The sequence below is a fragment of the Jeotgalicoccus aerolatus genome, assembly GCF_014635205.1.
Lineage (GTDB): Bacteria > Bacillota > Bacilli > Staphylococcales > Salinicoccaceae > Jeotgalicoccus > Jeotgalicoccus aerolatus.
Window position 1 is genome coordinate 79,432 of sequence record NZ_BMCN01000003.1, and the last position, 20,706, is coordinate 100,137.

At 42.2% G+C, this 20,706-nt stretch carries 26 protein-coding genes; 19 read left to right on the forward strand and 7 right to left on the reverse strand.

The genetic code is table 11. The features are described 5' to 3' along the window. Positions 1 to 48 precede the first annotated feature (48 nt). Genes IEU81_RS08850 through tadA form a run of 4 tightly spaced genes read left to right on the forward strand, consistent with a single transcriptional unit; the run spans position 49 to position 3,425 of the window. Positions 49 to 1,239 (forward strand): glycine C-acetyltransferase, encoded by a 1,191-nt coding sequence (locus IEU81_RS08850; RefSeq protein ID WP_092597960.1) that lies wholly within the window; start codon positions 49 to 51, stop codon positions 1,237 to 1,239. Between the two features lie 31 nt (positions 1,240 to 1,270). Next, complete coding sequence (locus IEU81_RS08855) at positions 1,271 to 2,224, forward strand: NAD-dependent epimerase/dehydratase family protein (protein ID WP_092597957.1); 954 nt, start codon at positions 1,271 to 1,273, stop codon at positions 2,222 to 2,224. A gap of 33 nt (positions 2,225 to 2,257) precedes the next feature. Then, entirely contained in the window at positions 2,258 to 2,959 is a 702-nt protein-coding gene (locus IEU81_RS08860) for an HAD family hydrolase (protein WP_092597954.1), read from the forward strand. Next, positions 2,952 to 3,425, forward strand: coding sequence for a tRNA adenosine(34) deaminase TadA (gene tadA, locus IEU81_RS08865; RefSeq protein ID WP_092597951.1), 474 nt, complete (start codon positions 2,952 to 2,954; stop codon positions 3,423 to 3,425). The genes IEU81_RS08860 and tadA overlap by 8 nt, the downstream gene beginning before the upstream one ends. Positions 3,426 to 3,462: 37 nt before the next feature. Here tadA and folE2 read toward each other — a convergent pair whose 3' ends face one another. From folE2 to thiD, 4 genes are all read right to left on the reverse strand, one after another. Continuing rightward, complete coding sequence (folE2, locus tag IEU81_RS08870; protein ID WP_092597948.1) at positions 3,463 to 4,341, reverse strand: GTP cyclohydrolase FolE2; 879 nt, start codon at positions 4,339 to 4,341, stop codon at positions 3,463 to 3,465. An 11-nt stretch (positions 4,342 to 4,352) separates the two neighbouring features. After that, complete coding sequence (bshB2, locus tag IEU81_RS08875; protein WP_092597945.1) at positions 4,353 to 5,027, reverse strand: bacillithiol biosynthesis deacetylase BshB2; 675 nt, start codon at positions 5,025 to 5,027, stop codon at positions 4,353 to 4,355. 11 nt (positions 5,028 to 5,038) lie between these two features. Beyond that, complete coding sequence (locus IEU81_RS08880) at positions 5,039 to 5,401, reverse strand: DUF1806 family protein (RefSeq protein ID WP_092598198.1); 363 nt, start codon at positions 5,399 to 5,401, stop codon at positions 5,039 to 5,041. A 69-nt stretch (positions 5,402 to 5,470) separates the two neighbouring features. Continuing rightward, a complete protein-coding gene (gene thiD, locus IEU81_RS08885) occupies positions 5,471 to 6,304 on the reverse strand; it encodes a bifunctional hydroxymethylpyrimidine kinase/phosphomethylpyrimidine kinase (RefSeq protein WP_092597942.1) in 834 nt (277 codons plus the stop codon). Between the two features lie 102 nt (positions 6,305 to 6,406). On the opposite strand from thiD, the gene IEU81_RS08890 reads away from it, so the two are divergent. The 7 genes from IEU81_RS08890 (at position 6,407) to IEU81_RS08920 (ending at position 10,085) form a co-directional block, all read left to right on the forward strand. After that, positions 6,407 to 7,090 (forward strand): uracil-DNA glycosylase, encoded by a 684-nt coding sequence (locus tag IEU81_RS08890; protein WP_231957217.1) that lies wholly within the window; start codon positions 6,407 to 6,409, stop codon positions 7,088 to 7,090. Then, positions 7,083 to 7,325, forward strand: coding sequence for a hypothetical protein (locus IEU81_RS08895; protein ID WP_092597936.1), 243 nt, complete (start codon positions 7,083 to 7,085; stop codon positions 7,323 to 7,325). Before IEU81_RS08890 ends, IEU81_RS08895 begins: the two co-directional genes overlap by 8 nt. A 14-nt stretch (positions 7,326 to 7,339) precedes the next feature. Next, a complete protein-coding gene (locus IEU81_RS08900; protein WP_092597933.1) occupies positions 7,340 to 7,612 on the forward strand; it encodes a DUF423 domain-containing protein in 273 nt (90 codons plus the stop codon). Between the two features lie 20 nt (positions 7,613 to 7,632). Further along, positions 7,633 to 7,998: a DUF423 domain-containing protein gene (locus IEU81_RS08905; RefSeq protein WP_092597930.1), complete on the forward strand. Its 366-nt coding sequence runs from the start codon at positions 7,633 to 7,635 to the stop codon at positions 7,996 to 7,998. A 165-nt stretch (positions 7,999 to 8,163) separates the two neighbouring features. Then, positions 8,164 to 8,538 carry a GntR family transcriptional regulator gene (locus IEU81_RS08910; RefSeq protein WP_092597927.1) on the forward strand — a complete coding sequence of 125 codons (375 nt, stop codon included), beginning with the start codon at positions 8,164 to 8,166 and terminating at the stop codon, positions 8,536 to 8,538. Further along, positions 8,535 to 9,413: an ATP-binding cassette domain-containing protein gene (locus IEU81_RS08915; protein ID WP_186089300.1), complete on the forward strand. Its 879-nt coding sequence runs from the start codon at positions 8,535 to 8,537 to the stop codon at positions 9,411 to 9,413. The genes IEU81_RS08910 and IEU81_RS08915 overlap by 4 nt, the downstream gene beginning before the upstream one ends. Positions 9,414 to 9,416: 3 nt before the next feature. Further along, entirely contained in the window at positions 9,417 to 10,085 is a 669-nt protein-coding gene (locus IEU81_RS08920) for a hypothetical protein (protein ID WP_092597920.1), read from the forward strand. A 69-nt stretch (positions 10,086 to 10,154) separates the two neighbouring features. Here the strand turns inward: IEU81_RS08920 and IEU81_RS08925 are convergent, their stop codons facing one another. Further along, positions 10,155 to 10,640: a LysR family transcriptional regulator substrate-binding protein gene (locus IEU81_RS08925; protein ID WP_092597917.1), complete on the reverse strand. Its 486-nt coding sequence runs from the start codon at positions 10,638 to 10,640 to the stop codon at positions 10,155 to 10,157. A 270-nt stretch (positions 10,641 to 10,910) separates the two neighbouring features. Here IEU81_RS08925 and IEU81_RS08930 point away from each other — a divergent pair, with 270 nt between their 5' ends. Next, entirely contained in the window at positions 10,911 to 11,891 is a 981-nt protein-coding gene (locus IEU81_RS08930; RefSeq protein ID WP_186089298.1) for an acyltransferase family protein, read from the forward strand. A gap of 129 nt (positions 11,892 to 12,020) precedes the next feature. Further along, the gene (locus IEU81_RS08935) at positions 12,021 to 12,218 is read left to right on the forward strand and encodes a PLDc N-terminal domain-containing protein (protein ID WP_092597911.1); all 198 of its coding nucleotides are present in this window, start codon (positions 12,021 to 12,023) and stop codon (positions 12,216 to 12,218) included. 1 nt (position 12,219) lies between these two features. On the opposite strand, the gene IEU81_RS08940 is transcribed toward IEU81_RS08935, so the two are convergent. After that, positions 12,220 to 12,942, reverse strand: a complete 723-nt coding sequence (locus IEU81_RS08940; RefSeq protein ID WP_092597908.1) for an MBL fold metallo-hydrolase — start codon at positions 12,940 to 12,942, stop codon at positions 12,220 to 12,222. A gap of 421 nt (positions 12,943 to 13,363) precedes the next feature. Between IEU81_RS08940 and IEU81_RS08945 the strand changes: the two genes are divergently transcribed. Further along, a complete protein-coding gene (locus IEU81_RS08945; RefSeq protein WP_186089296.1) occupies positions 13,364 to 14,350 on the forward strand; it encodes a nuclease-related domain-containing protein in 987 nt (328 codons plus the stop codon). Between the two features lie 432 nt (positions 14,351 to 14,782). On the opposite strand, the gene hemQ is transcribed toward IEU81_RS08945, so the two are convergent. Further along, positions 14,783 to 15,532 (reverse strand): hydrogen peroxide-dependent heme synthase, encoded by a 750-nt coding sequence (gene hemQ, locus IEU81_RS08950; RefSeq protein WP_092597902.1) that lies wholly within the window; start codon positions 15,530 to 15,532, stop codon positions 14,783 to 14,785. Positions 15,533 to 15,663: 131 nt separating this feature from the next. Here hemQ and pta point away from each other — a divergent pair, with 131 nt between their 5' ends. From pta to IEU81_RS08975, 5 genes are all read left to right on the forward strand, one after another. Then, positions 15,664 to 16,653: a phosphate acetyltransferase gene (gene pta, locus IEU81_RS08955; protein ID WP_092597899.1), complete on the forward strand. Its 990-nt coding sequence runs from the start codon at positions 15,664 to 15,666 to the stop codon at positions 16,651 to 16,653. Then, a complete protein-coding gene (locus IEU81_RS08960) occupies positions 16,643 to 17,458 on the forward strand; it encodes a lipoate--protein ligase family protein (protein ID WP_092597896.1) in 816 nt (271 codons plus the stop codon). Before pta ends, IEU81_RS08960 begins: the two co-directional genes overlap by 11 nt. Beyond that, complete coding sequence (locus tag IEU81_RS08965; RefSeq protein WP_231957218.1) at positions 17,421 to 18,686, forward strand: MFS transporter; 1,266 nt, start codon at positions 17,421 to 17,423, stop codon at positions 18,684 to 18,686. The genes IEU81_RS08960 and IEU81_RS08965 overlap by 38 nt, the downstream gene beginning before the upstream one ends. 71 nt (positions 18,687 to 18,757) lie before the next feature. Beyond that, a complete protein-coding gene (locus IEU81_RS08970) occupies positions 18,758 to 20,059 on the forward strand; it encodes an HD domain-containing protein (protein WP_092597893.1) in 1,302 nt (433 codons plus the stop codon). Between the two features lie 11 nt (positions 20,060 to 20,070). Further along, positions 20,071 to 20,580 carry a YwhD family protein gene (locus tag IEU81_RS08975; RefSeq protein ID WP_092597890.1) on the forward strand — a complete coding sequence of 170 codons (510 nt, stop codon included), beginning with the start codon at positions 20,071 to 20,073 and terminating at the stop codon, positions 20,578 to 20,580. The last annotated feature ends 126 nt before the right edge of the window (positions 20,581 to 20,706 follow it).

Here is a 20,706-nt window from a genome sequence, read left to right on the forward strand (position 1 = left end):
AAGAAAGCGCTTAGATATGCTAAAATGTAAGGCAAGGAGGGGACGTATATGTCACAAAAATTAGAGCAGTATTTACAATCGAATTTAGAGTATTTGAAAGACAACGGCTTATACAATGAAATAGATGTAGTAGAAGGTGCAAACGGTCCTGAAATCACAGTAGCGGGCAAGCGCCTAATTAACTTGTCTTCTAACAACTACTTAGGTCTTGCAACAAACGACAAGCTGAAAGAAGCAGCGATTGAAGCAATTAAAACTCATGGTGTCGGTGCCGGAGCAGTGCGTACGATTAACGGTACGCTTGACCTGCATGTTGAACTTGAGAATACACTTGCTGAATTTAAAGGGACTGAAGCAGCAGTGGCTTTCCAGTCAGGCTTTAACTGTAATATGGCAGCAATACAGGCAGTGATGAATAAAGAAGACGCTATTTTGTCGGATGAACTTAATCACGCTTCAATTATCGACGGCTGCCGTTTATCACGTGCGAAAATTATCCGAGTCAATCATTCGGATATGGACGATCTCCGCGCTAAAGCGAAAGAAGCGGTAGAGTCAGGCTTATACAAAAAAGTAATGTACATTACAGACGGCGTATTTTCTATGGACGGAGATGTAGCTAAACTTCCTGAAATCGTTGAAATCGCTAAGGAATTTGACCTGATTACATATGTGGATGATGCACATGGTTCAGGCGTTATGGGTAAAGGTGCCGGAACAGTTAAACATTTCGGTCTGGAAAAAGAAATCGACCTGCAAATGGGAACTTTATCTAAAGCAATCGGTGTTGTCGGCGGTTACGTTGCCGGATCACAGGATTTAATCGATTACCTTAAAGTGGCGGCACGTCCGTTCTTATTCTCAACTTCATTAACACCAGGCGACACGAAGGCAATTACAGAAGCGGTTAAAACATTAATGGCTTCAACTGAACTGCACGATAAACTTTGGGAAAACGGCGATTACTTAAAAGCCGGACTGAAAGATTTAGGCTTTGAAATCGGCAACTCTGAAACGCCAATTACACCATGTATTATCGGTGAAGAGAAAAAAGCGCAGGAATTCTCAAAACGCCTGAAAGAAGAAGGGGTATATGCAAAATCGATCGTCTTCCCGACAGTGCCAAAAGGGACTGGACGCGTGAGAAACATGCCGACAGCAGCACATACTAAAGAAATGCTCGATCAGGCGCTTGAAATCTATGCGAAAGTCGGCCGTGAACTGGGCATTATTAACTAAAACACAAACTTTTCGATAAGGGGAAACAATTATGGAACGAATTATAGTAACAGGGGCGCTCGGACAAATCGGTACGGAGCTGACCGTTAAATTAAGAGAAATTTACGGAGAGGAGAATGTTCTGCCGACCGATATTAAAGCACCTGCAGATTCACCGCTTGAAGGTAATCCGTTTGAAATTATGGACGTAACGGATTATGACACGATGGAACGCATTGCAAGGGAATTTAAAGCAGATACGATTATGCATCTTGCGGCCTTATTAAGTGCGACATGTGAAAAAGATCCGATGCTGGCCTGGAATATTAATATGGGCGGTTTAGTGAATGCACTGGAGACAGCACGTGCACTCAACCTGCAATTCTTTACACCGAGCTCAATCGGAGCGTTCGGACCGTCAACACCGAAAGAAAATACACCGCAGACAACGATTCAGCGTCCGACGACTATGTACGGGGTGAACAAAGTATCGGGAGAACTGCTGTGCAACTACTACTTCGATAAATTCGGCGTGGATACTCGCGGTGTCAGATTCCCGGGTCTAATCTCTCACGTGAGAGAGCCGGGCGGCGGTACGACGGACTACGCTGTAGAAATTTACTTTGAAGCAGTTAAAAACGGCAAGTATACTTCGTTTATCGGCAAAGACACATACATGGATATGATGTATATGGACGATGCGATTCAGGCGATTATCGACCTGATGGAAGCGGACGGCAGTAAACTTGAAGACCGCAATGCCTTTAATGTCACGAATATGAGTCTCGAGCCGGAAATGGTCGCAGCATCAATACGCCGCCACTATCCTGATTTTGAGCTGTCTTATGATGTCGATCCTGTGAGACAGGGCATTGCTGAAACATGGCCGAACAGCATCGATGCATCAGAAGCAAAACGCCAATGGGGCTTTACTGCTTCTTTTGATTTGGACAAGATGACTGATACAATGATAGAAGCGATACAGAAAAAAGTCAGTCAGGATTAAGAGATGTCCTGTCTGATTCGCGGAGGGTGACGAATGGACCGTATACTTTTATACGATAAGGATGGGACACTATTAAACTTTCATAAACTCTGGACACCATACGCCAAAAAATGTATCGATGATTTTGCCGAACGCTTTAATGCCGAGGAAATTATTCCCGATGTAGCCAAAGAACTCGGTTATATCGACGGTGAAATTAAAGCGAACTCTACGATCGCTTCCGGGACCGGCAGCGACATTCATCAAGTGTTTGAATCATTTAGAACAGGCGGCGGAAAGTGGGCTAAAGATTTTTACGAAGAAAACCTGCAGATGCTGTCTGATGACATGGAACTGATCGTCGGCGTGAACACAGTCTTGGCGCATGGTTTGAATAACGGTTATAAAAATGTCATTGTGACGAGTGACAGCAGAGCATCAACGCTCAAATTTATCGAAAAATTTAAGCTGGAGCCGTATATATTTGATGTGATTTGCGGCGATGACAATGATTATCACAAACCGGAATTCGGTTTTATTAAAGGCTTTATCGATAAACATAATTTTGATATTAAAGATCTGGTTATGATCGGCGATAATGCTGCGGACACTATGCTTGGCTATGATGAAGGACTGTATACTGTCGGTGTGCTGTCTGGAACTGGCGAGCGGGAACATTTAGCCGGTGCCGACTTAATCGTCGACAGTGTGATGGATTTATATGATAAAGAGGGGAAGTTCCTGCTCGATGCATAATGAATTTATGAAGGCGGCCATCGATGAAGCGAAGAAAGCAGAAGCGCTCGGAGAAGTGCCAATTGGCGCTGTCGTTGTAAAAGACGGTGAAATAATCAGCCGGGCGCATAATTTACGTGAAACGACGCAGAATCCGGTTACGCACGCTGAACTCCTTGCCATTCAGAAAGCATCTGAAGCCGTCGGCTCATTCCGTTTGGAAGACTGCACCCTGTATGTCACCCTGGAACCGTGTGTCATGTGTTCAGGTGCAATTATTATGTCGAGAGTACCGCTTGTTGTTTACGGCGCTGCTGACAAAAAAGGCGGTACGGTCGACAGTTTGATGCATCTGCTGGACGAACCGCGGTTTAATCACCGTGCTGACGTCGTGAGCGGGGTACTTGAAGAAGAGTGCAGCACCATGCTGAAATCATTTTTTAAAAATTTAAGATTAAGTGCTAAACAAAAAAAGAACGCCCGGTAAGTTCGCTGAATGCGGACTCACTGGCGTTCTTTTTATATTATTTTTGATAAGTTAAACGGCTGAATGCATCGTGTTGATGAATACTTTCTTCATTGCGGCATTCGAGTTCAAAACCTTTAACCCAGTCCAGTTCTACTAAATCATATGCAACCAGACGAATCAGATCTTCGACGAAGCGCGGATTTTCATAGGCGCGTTCAGTCACCATTTTTTCATCTGTACGTTTTAAAATTGGATACAGCTGGCTCGATGCGTTGATCTCCAGTATTTCATATAAGTCTTCTTTATATGTGTCCGGCAGTTCAACACTGTCATCGATATCGATCAGTACTTTAACGTTGCCGCGCTGATTGTGTGCACTGTATTCACTGATTTCTTTTGAACATGGGCAAAGTGTCGTGACTTGTGCTGTCATACCGAATTGCTTACGTGTAAATGAATCGCCGTCGAAGGCAGCTGAGTAGAACACATCAGCATGTGCCACTGCACTTAAGCTAGTTCCAGGTGACATTTTGTTAAAGAACCATTTACCGCTGGCCGTTAACTCTGCTGAGTTTTGTTTCATACGTTCGCGGAGTGTGGTTAATAAATTTTTAATGGTTTCAAAATTAAGCGGAACACCGCTGCTGTTAACTGTTTCGAGAGATTCGATTAAACGGCTCATATTGATGCCTTTTTCATCTTTTTGCAGGCTTGTTGCCAATTCAAAAGTACCGACAGACTGAAAATCACCGATAATTACGGGATAAGTTAAATTATTAATTCCGACAGAGTCGACTTCAAAAAGGAAGTCTTTACGTGAGTTTTGTAAATCTGCCATCTCTTCTTTATTTTTCGGTTTCGTTCCTTCTACGGGATCGACGGAACCGAAATGTTTAAAACGACCTTCTCTTGTCGTCAAGTCAAATTCTTCCATTTATATGCTCCTTAGTCAATTTCGTAACTGTAAAAGTTTTCGTATCTCATCCAGCGGTCTCTGGCATCATCACCCTGTTGTGTATCTGCAGCGAGATCTTCCAGTAATTTTCCTGTCTGAGAGCGGTGTGCCGCCATGACATCGAGTTTACGTTCTGTAAATCCTTCGATATCGATAACGATATCCGGTTCTCCGAGATCATCGAATGTACGATTATCAAAAGCAACGAGCTGAAGAGCAGGACGCTTCTCATGAGGGATGTCCCCGAGCGCTTCAATGACAGCATCAGCTGTTGCTTCGTGGTCCGGGTGAACTGAATAACCGGGATAGAAAGTAATAATACGCGTCGGTGACAGTTCTTCAATCATTTTTGTAATATCGCCTTTAAGCTTGCCGTGTTCTTCGAACTCAAGTGTTTTATCTCTGTAGCCTAAAAGACGGAGATCATTAACGCCCATAATGCTTGCAGATTTTTCGACTTCAGCTTTACGAATCGAGTGCAGTGATTCGCGGGTAGCGAAAGGCGGGTAGCCGAGGTTACGTCCCATATCGCCGAAAGTCAGGCAGGCATATGTGACAGGCACGCCGGCATCTATATATTTCATTATCGTTCCGCTGACTCCGAATGCTTCATCGTCGGGATGCGGGAAAACGACTAAAACGTGATTTTCCTTTGAAAAATCCATGTAATTTCCTCCTACTTAAAGAATGGTTGTGATGAAATTTCAAGTGCTGAGGCAAGCTTGCCCTCATTATTAAAGCCGTGCATGATAAACTCCCCATTCTCACCTTCAATATAGTGAGTCAGGCCGAGAACGTAAACCCAGCCGCCGTTGTCGAGTTTTAAGCCGACGCGGTGCTCTTTAGAACGGTTGCCGCCGCGGATAGTCGCTTGAATAAATTTCACTTGAATATTTCGAAGGAAAGTTCCCGCATTAAATACATTATCATCTAAATGACTGGCATACATTCCGCTAGTAATCTCAACGTGAAGGTAGACCGGTGTATTTTCAAAACCTGTCAGGATGTCCTGGACATCTGTTTTATTTATCTTCTTCATTTCCATGAGCAGAAAACTCCTATAATCATAATATCGGTTATCACATTAAAAGAGATAGCAAGCTATCTCTTAGTTCAATACTTTATCTACGACGTCGATTTTTTCTACTGAGTTATAAGCACCGTGCCGAACGACACCGACGTGCTCATTCATCTGCCAGCCGTTTTTAATTGCGCTGGTAACGAATGCTTTAGCAAGCTGTACGGCTTTAAGCGGTGATTTACCGTTGGCAAGATTTGCTGCGATGGATGCTGCAAATGTGCAGCCTGCACCGTGGTTAAATGCTGTGTCGAATTTTTGTGATTCGAGCAGGTGCATTTCACTGCCGTCGTAAAAGACATCGATTGCAGAATCCCCTTCAATCCCTGTACCGCCTTTAACGACAACATAATTGGCACCTTTAGCATGAATTAATTTAGCTGCTTCCTTAATTTCGTCGAGCGTACGCGGTGTTTTCACACCTGCCAAGTGACCAGCTTCGACCAAGTTCGGTGTAACAACCGTGGCATTTGGAATCAGATTTTCAATCATTGATTCTACAAGGCCAGGATTTAAAACTTCATCGTCCCCTTTACATACCATTACCGGATCGACGACAAAGTGTTTAGCATTTGAGTTTAAAAATGCGTCCTTCGAAAGTTCTACAACTTCTTCTGAAGGCAGCATGCCCGTTTTAATTACATCGGGATTTAAAGATAAAGCTGTTTCCAGCTGATTTTTAACATCTTCTATTGGAATCGGGCTCACTCGGTGAGACCAGGTAGATGGTTCCATTGAGACGACAGTGGTTAAAACACTGAAGCCGTAAGTTTCGTGTTCCTGAAAAGCTTTTAAATCTGCTGCAATTCCAGCACCGCCACTGACATCAGTACCGGCGATTGTTAACGTTTTTGCAAGTGCCATAGTATTGCCCCCTAATTCTACTGATAGATATTGTCATTTTACTATAACTAGCCGTGTAATTCTAGAGCATTGCTTACATCGATGATATAATGAAATTTCATTATGGAGGTGCGTGAACAAATGACGGATTTAAACTGGCAGGAGATTTTTCATGACATTACCAATCAACATGATTTTACGTCGATGAAACAGACGATCAATGAATGCTATAAAACGGGTGAAGTCTATCCGCCTGAGGAAGAAATATATACTGCATTTGAACTGACGCCGTTTGACAGTATTAAAGCAGTGATACTCGGACAGGATCCATATCACGGCAAAGGTCAGTCGCACGGTTTGGCTTTTTCAGTCAATGAAGGGGTTAAAATTCCGCCGTCGCTGAGAAATATGTATAAGGAACTTGAAAGCGACCTCGGTCTGGTCAGAACACAGGGGAATTTATCGGACTGGGCAAAAGAAGGCGTGCTCCTCTTAAACACAGTGCTGACTGTTGATGCGGGTGATGCCAATTCTCACAGAGGGCTCGGCTGGGAGAAATTTACGGATGATATTATCCGTGCAATTTCAGACAATCTGGAGCATGTGGTTTTTATCTTGTGGGGTAAACCTGCTCAAACTAAAATTAAATTAATCGATACAGATAAGCATCATATTATTACATCGGTTCACCCGAGTCCTTTATCGGCTTACAGAGGCTTTTTCGGTTCAAAACCGTTTAGTCAGACGAATGAATATTTAGAGGATAAAGGCCGCGGGGCGATTGACTGGAGTGAACATAATGAATAAGCGGATCGCTGCGGAGTTAAGAAAAGAACTTCAGTTTATAGAAGCGGGCATCGATGTGAAAAAACATGCCTATGCGATGGAAACGCTGCTCGGACTCATTTCGGAATCGGATGAAACTGGCGGGGAAACGGCAGCTGAATTAGAAGAAAATGTGACAATCCGCCGGACACCTGTTGCAAAATCGTCAGCAGACGAGGATGATGACGGTAACGGCAAAGATATTTTTGATTTTTAATGGAGGTCTGCAGCATGATGTTTTTTATCATCGTCAGTATCGTGTGCTTTTTATTAACGTTCTGGCTGAGTAAATATCAAAATCAATTGCATGAACACTATAAAAAACAGTGGAAAAAAACAGTAAATTACATCAGATACACCAGTTTTGCAATACTGCTGGCTGGACTGCTCTATGTACCGGAAGCGCAAATATTAAAAATTAGCAGCTGGCTGCTGATTTTCAGTATGCTGCTTTATTTTGGTTCGCTGTTTATCATTTATAATAAAAATAAAAGTAAAAAATAAAGACGAGGAGTTTAAAACGGATGAAATTATTTGTAATTTTAGGTGCGGTCAACGCATTTATCGCGGTGGCTTGCGGCGCATTTGGTGCCCACGCACTGGAAGGAAAGTTGAGCGAACATTATTTAGCGATTTGGGAAACTGCGGTTAAATATCAGTTTTACCATGCACTTGGTTTAATCGCTATCGGAATTTTAATACAAGTGACGGGTGCACAGTTCCTGACTGCTGCAGGCTGGTTCATGACAGCGGGGATCGTATTCTTCACCGGTTCACTGATGGTGCTGGCATTTACAGGAATTTCAATCCTCGGTGCGGTCACGCCGATCGGCGGCGTGATGTTCCTAATCAGCTGGGCACTTGTGATTATCGGAATCGCTAAAATATAATACAGAATATTCACCGTACGTCTGCTCATTTAGAGTAAACGTACGGTTTTTTTATGCAGAATGGTTTACAGAACATTAAAAAGGTTATATAGTTATATACATAGATATATAACCAGTTTACTTATGAAATTAAAAAAATTCCTGAATGGGAAGGGAGGCTGTCATGTGTCGAATTTGCTGAATGAGAAAATGCCGATTTATGAGCAAATCAGAAATTGGCTGGCAGACCAGATTATAGATGAAACATTAACTGAAGACGATAAAATCCCGTCGACGAATGAAATCGTTACTTACTTCAAAGTGAATCATATTACTGTGTCAAAAGGTGTGACAGAGCTCGTAGATGAAGGCGTATTATACAAAAAAAGAGGTGTGGGAATGTTTGTAGCAGAAGGTGCAAGAGAAAAGCTGCTGGCTTCAAGAAGGCAAGGATTCGTAGAAAATTATTTAAAACCAATGCTTGAAGAAGCAAAAAAACTGGATTTATCAGAAAGTGATATACAGAAAATGATCGATAAGAATGGGAGTGAAAGTGAATGACATTATCAATTGAACATGTTGATTTAAATATTAAAAAAGACAAAATACTGACGGATATCAGTCTGGAACTGGAACAAGGTAAAATTTACGGACTGCTGGGCAGAAACGGTGCCGGGAAATCGTCATTGCTGTCTTTAATAGCGTCTTACAGAAAAACAACGAATGGAAAGATAACGCTGGACGGCAAAACTGTGTATGAAAATGATGCGGTTATGAAGCATATTAATTTCCTCTATAACGTGAAAGATGCATCAGGAGAAACTGACACGGTTAAAGAGTACATTGAGAGCGGCCCGATTTACCGTGATGATTTCGACACTGACTATGGATTTACACTGCTTAAGACATTCGATATAGACAAAGATAAAAAAATTAGCAGTCTGTCTCAGGGACAGCAGGCTGCTGTCAATGCGGCGCTTGGCCTCGCATCTTTATCAAAAGTGACGATTTTCGATGAAGTCACTAACGGTATGGATGCACCGACGAGAGAGTTATTTTACAGTGAAGTGCTGGCAGCTAAAGACCGTGAAGAGCGTATTATTATTCTTTCAACACATATTATCTCGGAGATGGAGCATTTATTCGACGATATTATTATGATGCATAATGGGAAAATCCTCCTTCATGAATCAACGGATGAACTGCTTGAAAAAGGTTATACAGTTGCAGGGAAAGCAGAAAGAGTCAGAGCGTTTACAGACAGTAAACATGTTATTAATGTGAAGTTTTTAGGTGCACTGCAGATCGATACTGTGCTGGGCAAACTTTCATATGAAGAAATGGACATTGCAGCAGACGATAATCTTGATATATCGCCTTTAAAACTGCAGGAGATGTTTATCAGTCTGACGAATAGTAAGAAAGAGGAAGTGTAAACCATGTCGACTAAATTAAAAGAAACAACAAAAGTATTTTCATATATATTACCAGTATGGTCTCTCTGGTATCTCGGAGTACTGCTGATTATATATATCATTTCACATATTTTCTCTAATGAAGCGATGTCGTCATTCTTTGGCTTTACGTTTACAGCGAATCGGACCTATATGTTAGTCGTTGGAATTATCGTTATGATAGGGTTTTTAGAATGGGCAATCGGAATGGGTGTTTCAAGAAAAACATTCTTTAAATCAGTTGTTCTTACAGGGATTATAACGATGGTAATGATTACAGCAATTGCAGGAATAGTGTCATCCATTCTGTCATTCACACCATTTTCAGGCGATTATTTATTCGAAGAAGATCTCAGGTACTTAAGTGAAACAGTATACGTGATATTCCATTTTCTAAGCGGACTATTACTCTGGGCTGCCGGGCTGCTGATTTCGGCTTCATTTATGAGAGGGTTCTGGGCAGGCATGCTGTCAGTGCTGTCGGGTATATTAGCGATTACACTGCTATTGTTTAGTGAGCAGCTGCTGAATTATTTAAGTACACTGGATGGCATGATGGTCTACTTGGGATTACTGCTGATGATTATCCTGATTGTAATTTATAATTGGATCCTATATGCGGTTATTAAAAACATACCGATAAAAATCAGGTAAAATATATGTTCTCATCCTTGTGTCAGCTGCTGAGATAGCAGTTAACACAAGGATTTTATTTTAGATAATTTAATGAATAAGATTCCAGAACTTTTCAGCAGCCTTAGTAATCGGAACATCTTTTAATTTCATGACGACCGGTTCAACGCTCGACTCAAATTGAGGGAAATCATAAATTTTTAAATGCTCCGCAAATAATGATTTGTAGTTCATTCTTGGAATAATAGAAATGCCTTGTCCGCGGTTGACGAGGGCAACGAGGATGGGAATATCTTTACATTCGATGACAATATTCGGCTCGATATGATACTTTTTAAAAGCTTCGAGCAAGTTTGTATGAAAAGAATAATTTTCCATAGCGCCGAGCATAATAAAAGGTAAATGTTCAATCTCTTTCATCGTTGGCTGTTCTGGCAGCGACGGCGCCCAGCTGTCCGGAACGATTAAAATGCTCTGTTCTGCAGGGAGTGCTTTCATATCGAAGTGCTCTGTAATGCCAGGTCGGATTAAAAGGACTATATCGATATCCTGATTTTTTAATTTATTGAGCAGCATACCAGAGTCACCTTATTCACTGGTCAGGTCAGCGTGAAACAATTGCTGAAGAAGTGATAGAGAGCGCAGAACCTGGTGATGATGCGGATACGGACACAGATTCAATCAGACTGCAGGAAGAGTCAGTACAATAAGAGAATAATAACAAAGCTGGAATCTCTGCTGCAGAGATTCTTTTTTTTGTATCATGAGATATTACTTCCAATCTCAGAACTTTTTTAATAGAATGAAACGCAATGCAGAAACTATCCAAGTGAAAGGAAGCTAATCATGAACCGCATGCCGTTTTTTGACAACGCGAGACTGATTTTAATATTTCTTGTCGTATTTGGTCATATGATTCAGCCGTTCGCAGTCGATTCGCAGCTGATTAACTCAGTCTATGCCTTTATTTATATATTCCATATGCCGATGTTTATTATGCTGGCGGGCTTTTTCGCTAAAGGTATCGGTCAACCGAAGTATATTTTAAATCTGGCTAAAAAACTGCTGATCCCGTATTTAATTTTCCAGGGCCTGTACACAGTCTTATATTATTTGATGGGACAAGAAGACTGGTATTCCGGTGTGACGCACCCGCAATGGGCAATGTGGTTTTTAATCAGCCTGTTTTCATGGCACATTCTTTTAGTATTGTTTAAAAAAATCCCAACAATTTTAAGCGTGGGCATCGCGGTGTTTATCGGCATCGCGGTCGGCTATACAGACCTGTTTGGCTACGGTCTCAGCATGTCGAGAACACTGGTCTTTTTCCCGTTCTTTTTAGCAGGATATTTTATGACGAAAGAACATGTTAAAGCGATAAAAACCAGCGGCCTGAAAATCGCAGGACTGGTCTTCATGGCAGCGCTCTTTACTTTTATTTATCTATATATCAACGTAGATGTGACACTCGATACAGACTGGCTGTCGGGTGCAGTGGCTTACCGAAAATTAGAAGCAGAAATCAGCGGCGGCCTGATGCGGCTCGTTATTTATATTTTGGCAGCCTTGTTAATCGTCAGCATGATCGCTTTGATTCCATCCGGGGATTTCGGCTGGCTAACAAAAATCGGCGAGAAAACTTTATACGTTTACCTGCTGCACGGCTTTATAATTCAGCCGCTCAGAGTGTATGAAGTACTGTCGTATAACGGCTGGCTTGATATATTCATCTTCCTGCTGCTGACGTCGGTCATCGTTATCGTCTTCTCGAGCAGGACCGCAGTGAATCTGACGCGGCCGCTCATCGAGCTGAAATGGAAAGAATAAAGTGTAAAAAGAGGGCTGGAAATACTTATACTCCAGCCCCTTAATTTATATGAATAAATTGATTGATAACGGGTAATGAGTAATAATACATTATTTTATATAAATAAATAGCGGTTATGGGGGATATAGATGAGTATCAATGTCAGAGAACTGCTGCCATTCCTAATTCCATTAGCGATATTCCATCTGCTTCTAATGATTTCCGCACTGATTATGATTGCCAGGCAGCGCCGTTTTAAATACTTAAACCGGGCGGCCTGGGCTGCGGTCGTCATCATTATAAATATTGTCGGACCCGTTTTATATTTTGTGTTAGAGAGAAAATAACTTATAAGTCTGAGCTTTCGATTCCTTTTCTGAATACCGATACTTCTGCCGGCGTCATCGGCGCTAAATGACCGTGGATATAAGTCTCGTAAGGGATGCTTTCCGCGGTTTTTATATAGCTGTAAAATTTATTTTGATCATAGCCGCCGTCCAGTTTGTAAAAATCACCCGTGTCGGCGTCGCCGGCGAAGAGTACTTTATCTTCAGGGATGAAAATCACCGCGCCGTCTTCTGAATGCGGATTTTCGACCGGCGTCACTTCGATTGTAATATTCCCCAGGTTCAAGGTCAGGTCGCCGCTGAATTCGACGTCAGCTTGAACGACTTTAATTTCCGAAATATCCTCGTACTCTATTTTCATATGGGTATGACAGAATTCGCATTCTGCACCGGATTTAAGGCGTTCAGCCATGGCCGCTTCAGTCCATTCCCATGCAGTGAGTTCTTTTAGAATACCGTTAGTTGTCGTATGAGTTATCGTCGTGCCGGAAAATGCATGCATGCCGAAAGTGTGATCCCAGTGCCAGTGGGTAATGAGCGCTAGTTTCGGTTCCGGAAGACCCGCTGTTTTAATCGCATCGAGCATCGTTTCAAGATGCGATTTTGAGTTGCCGGCATCGATAAGGACGCTAAAATTGTCGCCGTGAACATAGCCGAGATTCGGCCGGTCCCGGTCACTGTCAAACGGCAGTATGTAAACGTTCGGTGATACTTGTGTCAGCATAGCTATTCTCCTTTAAACAGTTAAAAACCACTTAACATTAATCATGTCAGGTGGTTTTTTAATTTTTATTTTCTTTTCTTCCCTTTTGAAGTGCTGCTGTTATCTTTATTAAGGAATTTTTGAACCACTTTATTGATTACAATTGGCGCTATGAAAATAGCTGCGCGTTTCAGTAAACGTCCCATGAATTTTCCTCCTAATCGGTAGATAGTTATATATAACCATTATCTCATAAAATAAAACCAGGACGGTAGAAAAGAGTGCTGGGAACGGTGTTTACAAATTAATACAGAAATGAATCTACTTGTGTAATATTACCAGCAATTTTACGAAAATTGTATTTACATGACTTTTTTAAAAGGAAATCGCCGATTTGCCCTATATATAGGGTAGAGGGATTTTTATTTCAGGAGGAAAAGTTATGTTTTTAAATAATCGTCAACCGCCGAAAGCCTTGCTGTACTATAACGCACTGTCTCTTAGGAGCCCTTTATCGTCTGAAGAAAATTACGCATTTATAACACTTCAAAAAGGATACGAGGGTGAATGTCTATACGATAAAATACTCGATGACAGCGGGCACGAGAATATTTATGTGCTGCGTGATCTTTATCTGCCTATGGGAAAAACCGTTGCTCAATACGACAGTATTATTGTGACGGGAGATCATGTGGCGGTGAATGAGATTAAAAATATTTCTGGAGATTATCGCTTTGAAAATGGCAACTGGTATAAAGCGAATCGTGAATTGCCTGATAATGCCTTTGCTCAGCTGAGCAGAGCGAAAAGCCGGCTGAAGAAGATGAGAAATGACTGCCAGCTGGATTTTGAAGTGGCAGGGAATTTGATATTTCCAAATGACGATTTCCGGCTCGCGACTGAAAATAACTATGTTTTAAAAGAAGCTGTCTTACGAAATCAAATGAGAAAATACTTTAGGGAGATGAACGAGACCGTGCGAAGCGATAAAGCACTGCATATCGCCCAGGAAATACTGCAGCGGGCTGTCGAAAACCCATATTTTACTGAAACAGCAGATCTGTTTAACATTCGTAGGGGACTGTATTGCGGACACTGTAAAGGCTTTGATTTGAAGAAAGGACGTTTTCAAATGATCTGCACGCGTTGCGGATCTGTAGAAAGTAATGAAACCAGTTTGTTAAGAGCGATGGGAGATTTCGAGATACTGTTTGGAGACATCCCGATGACAAGATCTGCTTTATTGTATTTTATCGACTATCAGGTGAGCAAGACAACGGTTTATCGAATAATGAAAAAGCATTGTGAGTTCATTGCTCAAGGGAAAAAATCGGAATATAAACTTAAAAGTAAAAACGTTGAAGAATTAATCAATCAAATTAGAGAAAATCAGCGTTATAAAGACAAAGGTATAGGAATTCGAATATAATGTTGAAGGATCGCAGCTCGTTTGCGGTGGAAATGTGTTTGGAGTTCAATGAGCGTGTCTCATTGGAATGTAAATGTGTTTGGAGTTCAATGAGCGTGTCTCATTGGAACGTAAATGGGCTTGGAGTTCAACGAGCTGTTCTCATTGGAATGTAAATGTGTTTGGAGTTCAATGAGCGTGTTTCATTGGAACGTAAATGGGCTTGGAGTTCAATGAGCGAGTTTCATTGGAATGTAAATGAGCTTGTGTTTCAATGAGCTGTTCTCATTGGAACGTAAATGGGCTTGGAGTTCAATGAGCCCCCCTCATTGGAACGCATACGGGTTTGGAGTTCAATGAGCCACCCTCATTGGAACGGAGCATGGAAATAGAGTCCGATGAACACCCGCCACCCACAAAAAAACAGCCCCCTGATCCAGGGGGCCGTGAAAGTTATCCGAAATAGTCCGCAACTGCGTCGTTTGGTATGTGTCCGCCGACGTAGAAGTCGCCGAAGACGCCGTAGCGTGCGCTTGTTTCATCGAAACGCATTTCGTAAATGATTTTTTTGAATTCGAGCATGTCGTCTGACAGTAAAGTGACTGCCCATTCGTATTTGTCGAGGCCTTGTGAGCCTGTGATGTACTGTTTGATTTTGCCGGCGTATTTGCGGCCAATCATACCGTGGTCACGCATTAACTGTTTGCGTTCTTCCATCGGCAGCATGTACCAGTTGTCATCAAGGTCGCGTTTTTTATCCATCGGATAGAAACAGATGTATTTAGATTTTTCCAGTGAAGGATATAATCTCTGCTGAATGTGTGGAATTTCCATCATTTCTTCAGGTGTCTTGTTGCCGCCGAGGTAGCTGCTCATTTCAATGATTGAAACGTATGAGTATGTTGAAATTAAGTAATCGCTGATTGCCAGCTTATTAATTTCAAGTTCAAGGTTGATTAACTCATCTGCAGTTGGACGGAGCAGCCAGAAAATGATGTCCGCCTTATGGCCCATAATGTTGTAAAACGCATAGTCACCCTCGTGTTTCTCATGCACTGCCTGCTGGCGGTCTAAAAATGCCTGCAGTTCTGTTGTTAAAGCGTCTCTTTCATCTTTGTCCAGCACACGCAAACCTGCCCAGTCTACGCTGTAAAGCAGGTGTAAGCTGTACCAGCCGTCTATTGTACTTACCGGTTCACTCATCTTACTCTCTCCCTTTTCATTCATTACTACTATTTTAGACCTATGGAAAACGTTTTAACAAGAGATTCTATTTAAAAGATGTGACAAAACACGTATAATATACTTAAAGTATAGTAGCCAAGGAGGATATAATGAGTAAATTCATTACAGATCTTAAAAATAATTTAAATGGTGAAAATATAAAAATTGTATTTCCTGAAGGAACCGATAAAAGAATCCTGACTGCTGCAGCTGAACATTTAAAACACGATTACGTACATCCGATTGTAATTGGCGATGCGGATGCCGTTCAAAAAGTTGCAGATGAAGAGAATATTAATATAGACGGGCTTGAAATTTTAAACCCAAAAACGTCCAGCCTAAGCCAGCAGCTGGCGGTTGATTTCTGTGAAGTCAGACAAGGCAAAGTCACACAGGAGCAGGCTGAAGATATTATTGAAAATGTGAATTATTTTGGAACAATGCTCGTACATACCGGCTATGCCGACGGTCTGGTTTCAGGCGCGATGCACTCTACACCGGATACGGTGCGCCCGGCGCTTCAAATTATTAAAACTAAAGAAGGCGTGTCGAAAACGAGCGGTATTTTCTTTATGCGCCGCGGCGATGAGCTTTACGTCATGGGAGATTGCGCAATTAATCCGACATTGACCGCTGAAGAACTTGCGGAAGTGGCTGTCGAAACAGCGAAAACGACGATGAGTTTTGGCATTACCCCCCGCGTTGCCCTGCTCAGCTTTTCTTCAAAAGGATCAGCGAAAACAGAAGAAGCAGAAAAAGTGCGCCTGGCAACAGAATACGCACAAGATAAACTCCCGGACGCTTTAATCGATGGAGAATTACAGTTTGACGCAGCTTTTGTACCAAGTGTTGCAGAGAAAAAATCTCCAAATTCACCGCTTGAAGGCCAGGCGAATGTCTTTATCTTCCCATCGCTTGAAGCGGGTAATATCGGCTATAAAATTGCCCAGCGTCTCGGCGGCTTCGAAGCGTACGGCCCGATTTTACAAGGCTTGAATAAGCCGGTAAACGACTTGTCACGCGGTACGACGACTGAAGAAGTGTACAACCTTGCTTTATTCACAGCAACGCAGGTGATGGCGAATCGTCATGACAGCTGAAATATTTAAAGGACCGGTGCAGGTGATCGATAAAAGACAGACGGAAAACCCGCTCGAATCTTTTGCTTTCGATGACTTTTTACAGCATCAGATCAGTGAGGATCACATACCGAAAGTGCGGTTTTGGGTGCATTCACCGTACATTATATTGGGGCTCCAGGATGCACGTCTGCCGTCTTTAACGTACGGTCTCGATTACATCAACGATGCAGGTTTTAATTATATCGTCAGAAACAGCGGCGGCTTAGGCGTCGTACTGGATGAAGGTGTCTTGAATATCTCTTTAATACTGCCTAAAGCAGATTTCCAGTATATTGAAAATGGTTATGATATCATGACTATGTTAGTGAAAAAAATGTTTCCTGAAGGACATATTGAAGCGTATGAAATTACTGAGAGCTATTGTCCAGGCACTTACGACCTGAGTATTAGCGGCAAAAAATTTGCGGGTATATCTCAGCGGCGTATAAAGGACGGCGTCGCGGTACAAATTTATTTGAGCGTCACTGGAAGCGGCGCGAAGCGTGCGCAAATGATGAAGGAATTTTATCGGGATGCCAATGCGCTGCTCAGCGAGAAATTTTCTTATCCTAATATTAATCCGGATAAAATGGCGTCGCTGAATGAGCTGCTCGGTATGGACTTATCCATAGAGCAGGTTGAGGAACGGACGCTGAACGCACTTCGGTCAATGGGCGCAGAACTTGAGACCTTCCCGGTGCTGGATAATGAACAGGCGCTGCAGTACGCACAATTTTTACGAAACATTGAAGCGCGTAACCGGAAATACGTATCGTTTGATTGACCAGTATACTGCATACTGGTTTTTTAATTTTGAAGAAAGAAGTAATAACATGGCAACAAGTGCTTATGCACCGAAAATTTGGACAAAAGAATTTATCGCAATTTTTGCTTTCCATTTCGTCTTAATGGGGGCAATGTATTCTACTTTAGTTACAGTGGGGAACTACACCATTGAAAAATATGATGTCAACCCGAGTATCGCAGGCTTTGCTGCGAGCATATTTATCGTTGGTGTTTTGATCGGCCGGGGTGTTACCGGATATCAGATTAACCATCTCGGCGCCCGGAAGATTATGATGAGCGGCACAGTACTTTATTTCTTAACTTATATTTTATATTTCTTTGATTTCGGCCTGACATTTTTAATTGTGACGCGTTTGTTAAACGGCTTTGCAACAGGAATGATCAGCACAGCTTTAAACACGCTGGCGACCATTTCAGTACCAGAAGAGCGCCGGGGCGAAGGAATTAGCTACTTCAGTTTAAGTATGGTTGTGGCCAGTGCGGTCGGACCGTTCATTGCATTTTTACTCCTCGAACATATCTCTTTTGAAACGATGCTGATTTACGTTGGTATATTAATGCTGATCGTTATTTTAATGATTCCGCTAATTAAAATTAATAATGTGACAAAAGAAACAGCAGTCAAACCCGAAAAATTTGTACTGATCGAAAAAAATTCACTCAGGATGCTCATGCCTATTTTCTTAATGGGGTTAGCATATTCCAGTGTCCTGTCCTTTTTAAATACTTATGCGATTGAAATTGACGTGGTAACAGCTGCCAGCTTCTTCTTTATTGTGTATGCAGCAGCGGTGCTGTCCACTCGTCCGTTTACAGGACGTCTTATCGACCAAAAAGGTCCGAACGTGGTGATTTACCCGACCTTTATCATTATGGCGATTGGATTTTATTTACTCGGCAGCACAACGAGCGGTATTGTTATATTAATCGCAGGCTTTATAATTGGTCTCGGTTTTGGGAACTTCCAGTCGGCAGCTCAGATTATTTGTGTGAATGTGGCGCCGAAAGAAAATGTCGGTCTCGCAACATCGACATTTTTCATTATTTTAGAAATCGGTCTTGGTTTCGGTCCGGTAATACTCGGTCTGGCAATCCCGTTTACAGGATACGGCGGCATGTACTTATGGCTGATTGTACCGATTATTCTGGCAGGTATTTTCTACCTCTTGATGGTTGGAAAACGCGGTTCAAAATCTATGCAGTAAACTTAAACTAAACAGTCGGCCGAGCCGGCTGTTTTATGATATTATTGGGGTGTTAAGGGAGGCGTAAAAGCGTGACGATGAGTGACTACGGCAAGAAACAATTACAGGAAGAAAAAGTCTTTAAAGATCCAGTTCACCGCTATGTCCATGTCCGCGACCAGGTCATTTGGGATTTGGTGAAAACGAAAGAATTTCAGCGGCTTCGGAGAATTAAACAGCTCGGCACTTTATATTTAGCATTTCACAGTGCAGAGCATTCGCGTTTCAATCATTCGCTCGGCGTCTATGAAATTGTGAGGCGCATGATTGAAAACTTTGAAGCGTATCCTGAATGGAATAAAGATGACCGTCTGCTTGCCCTGTCTGCAGCTTTGCTGCATGACCTCGGCCATGGACCGTTTTCACATACCTTTGAAGACATATTCCATACAGATCATGAAGAATATACTAAAAAAATAATTATAGAAGATACAGAAGTTAACGCAGTACTGTCAAAAGTATCGCCGGATTTCCCGCGTCAAGTGGCGGAAGTGATTAACAAAACCCATCCGAACAAATTGGTGATCAGTATGATCTCCAGTCAAATCGATGCAGACCGCATGGATTATCTGCAGCGGGATTCTTACTATACCGGCGTCAGTTACGGTACTTTTGATATGGAGCGCATTCTTCGTGTGATGCGCCCGTCTAAAGATGAAGTGCTGATTAAAGAAAGCGGCATGCACGCGGTGGAAGATTACTTAATGAGCCGCTATCAGATGTACTGGCAAGTCTACTTCCATCCAGTCTCCCGGGGCGGGGAAGTGATGCTGAACTTAGTCATGCAGCGGGCAAAGGCGTTGTATGAATCAAATTATGAGTTTAAGCAGCACCCGGCCTATCTCATCCCGTTTTTTAAAGAACATGTCACAGTCCATGATTACTTGCGCTTAGACGAGATGGTCGTGAATTTTTATCTGCAGGAATGGATTAACGAAGACGATGAAATTCTGAGCGATTTAGCAGAACGCTTCGTCAACCGGGATCTGTTTAAATATTTACCATTCGACGGTTCGATTATTACTATTTCCGAGCTGAATGAGCTGTATAGTCAAGCGGGAATTGATCCCGATTATTATGTTTTCAGCGACAGTTATTCAGATCTGCCTTACGATTACGACCGACCCGGCCAGAACAGAAACCGGCGGCCGATACATCTGCTGCGGCCGAATGGCGACATTAGGGAAATTAGTTCCCAGTCGGCGATTATTCATTCGATTACAGGCATTCATCGTCTGGGTTCGAGATTGTATTATCCAAAAGAAAAAATACTCGCCATTAAAGATTTAAGTGTAAAAGCAGAAATTATTAACTTACTGAACGAACTCGATTAGGAGGCAGCAATTTGGCTGATAAAAAACCTGGATTCCAATTCAATATTATAAAAAACGATCCGCTTGACGGACACAGAGGGCAGAACTTCGGCTCAATCAGTCTGGAGAATATCGCGCCCGTTTATATTAATATCGAGACTCAGGAAGCAGTGCTCGATATCGGCGGCCTGCACGGCAAAGCCGAAGTGGAAAAACGCGTGAAATGGATCAAAGATAAGACAGAAGCAGAAGGCCCGGATGCGAAAGAATATTTCCTCGTTTGGGTTGCTGTAGAACGTGCGGAAGAAGGTCCGATATATAACGGAGCCGGAGCGTGCTATTTAATGGTCAACAAAGAGAAACGACGGGGCTATAAAATGATGCATGAACACGTCAACAGTTTAGATGACGCGATGAAAGGCAGAATTAAGCTCGATGTTCTGGACGGCCAGTCAAAAGAAACATTGAAGCATTTCTTAATGAATCACAATGAAGAAATGTGGAAAATTTCACATGATATGCAGCAGGCGCTTGAAAACTAAGATGAAAAGATATGTCTTTTTTGTGTCTTTTAGATTAGACATTGCACAATAGTGAATCTACGGATAAAATAAAGAGTAGTTATAGACATATAACTAGGACAAAAAGGCGGGGCATATGCCCTGCCT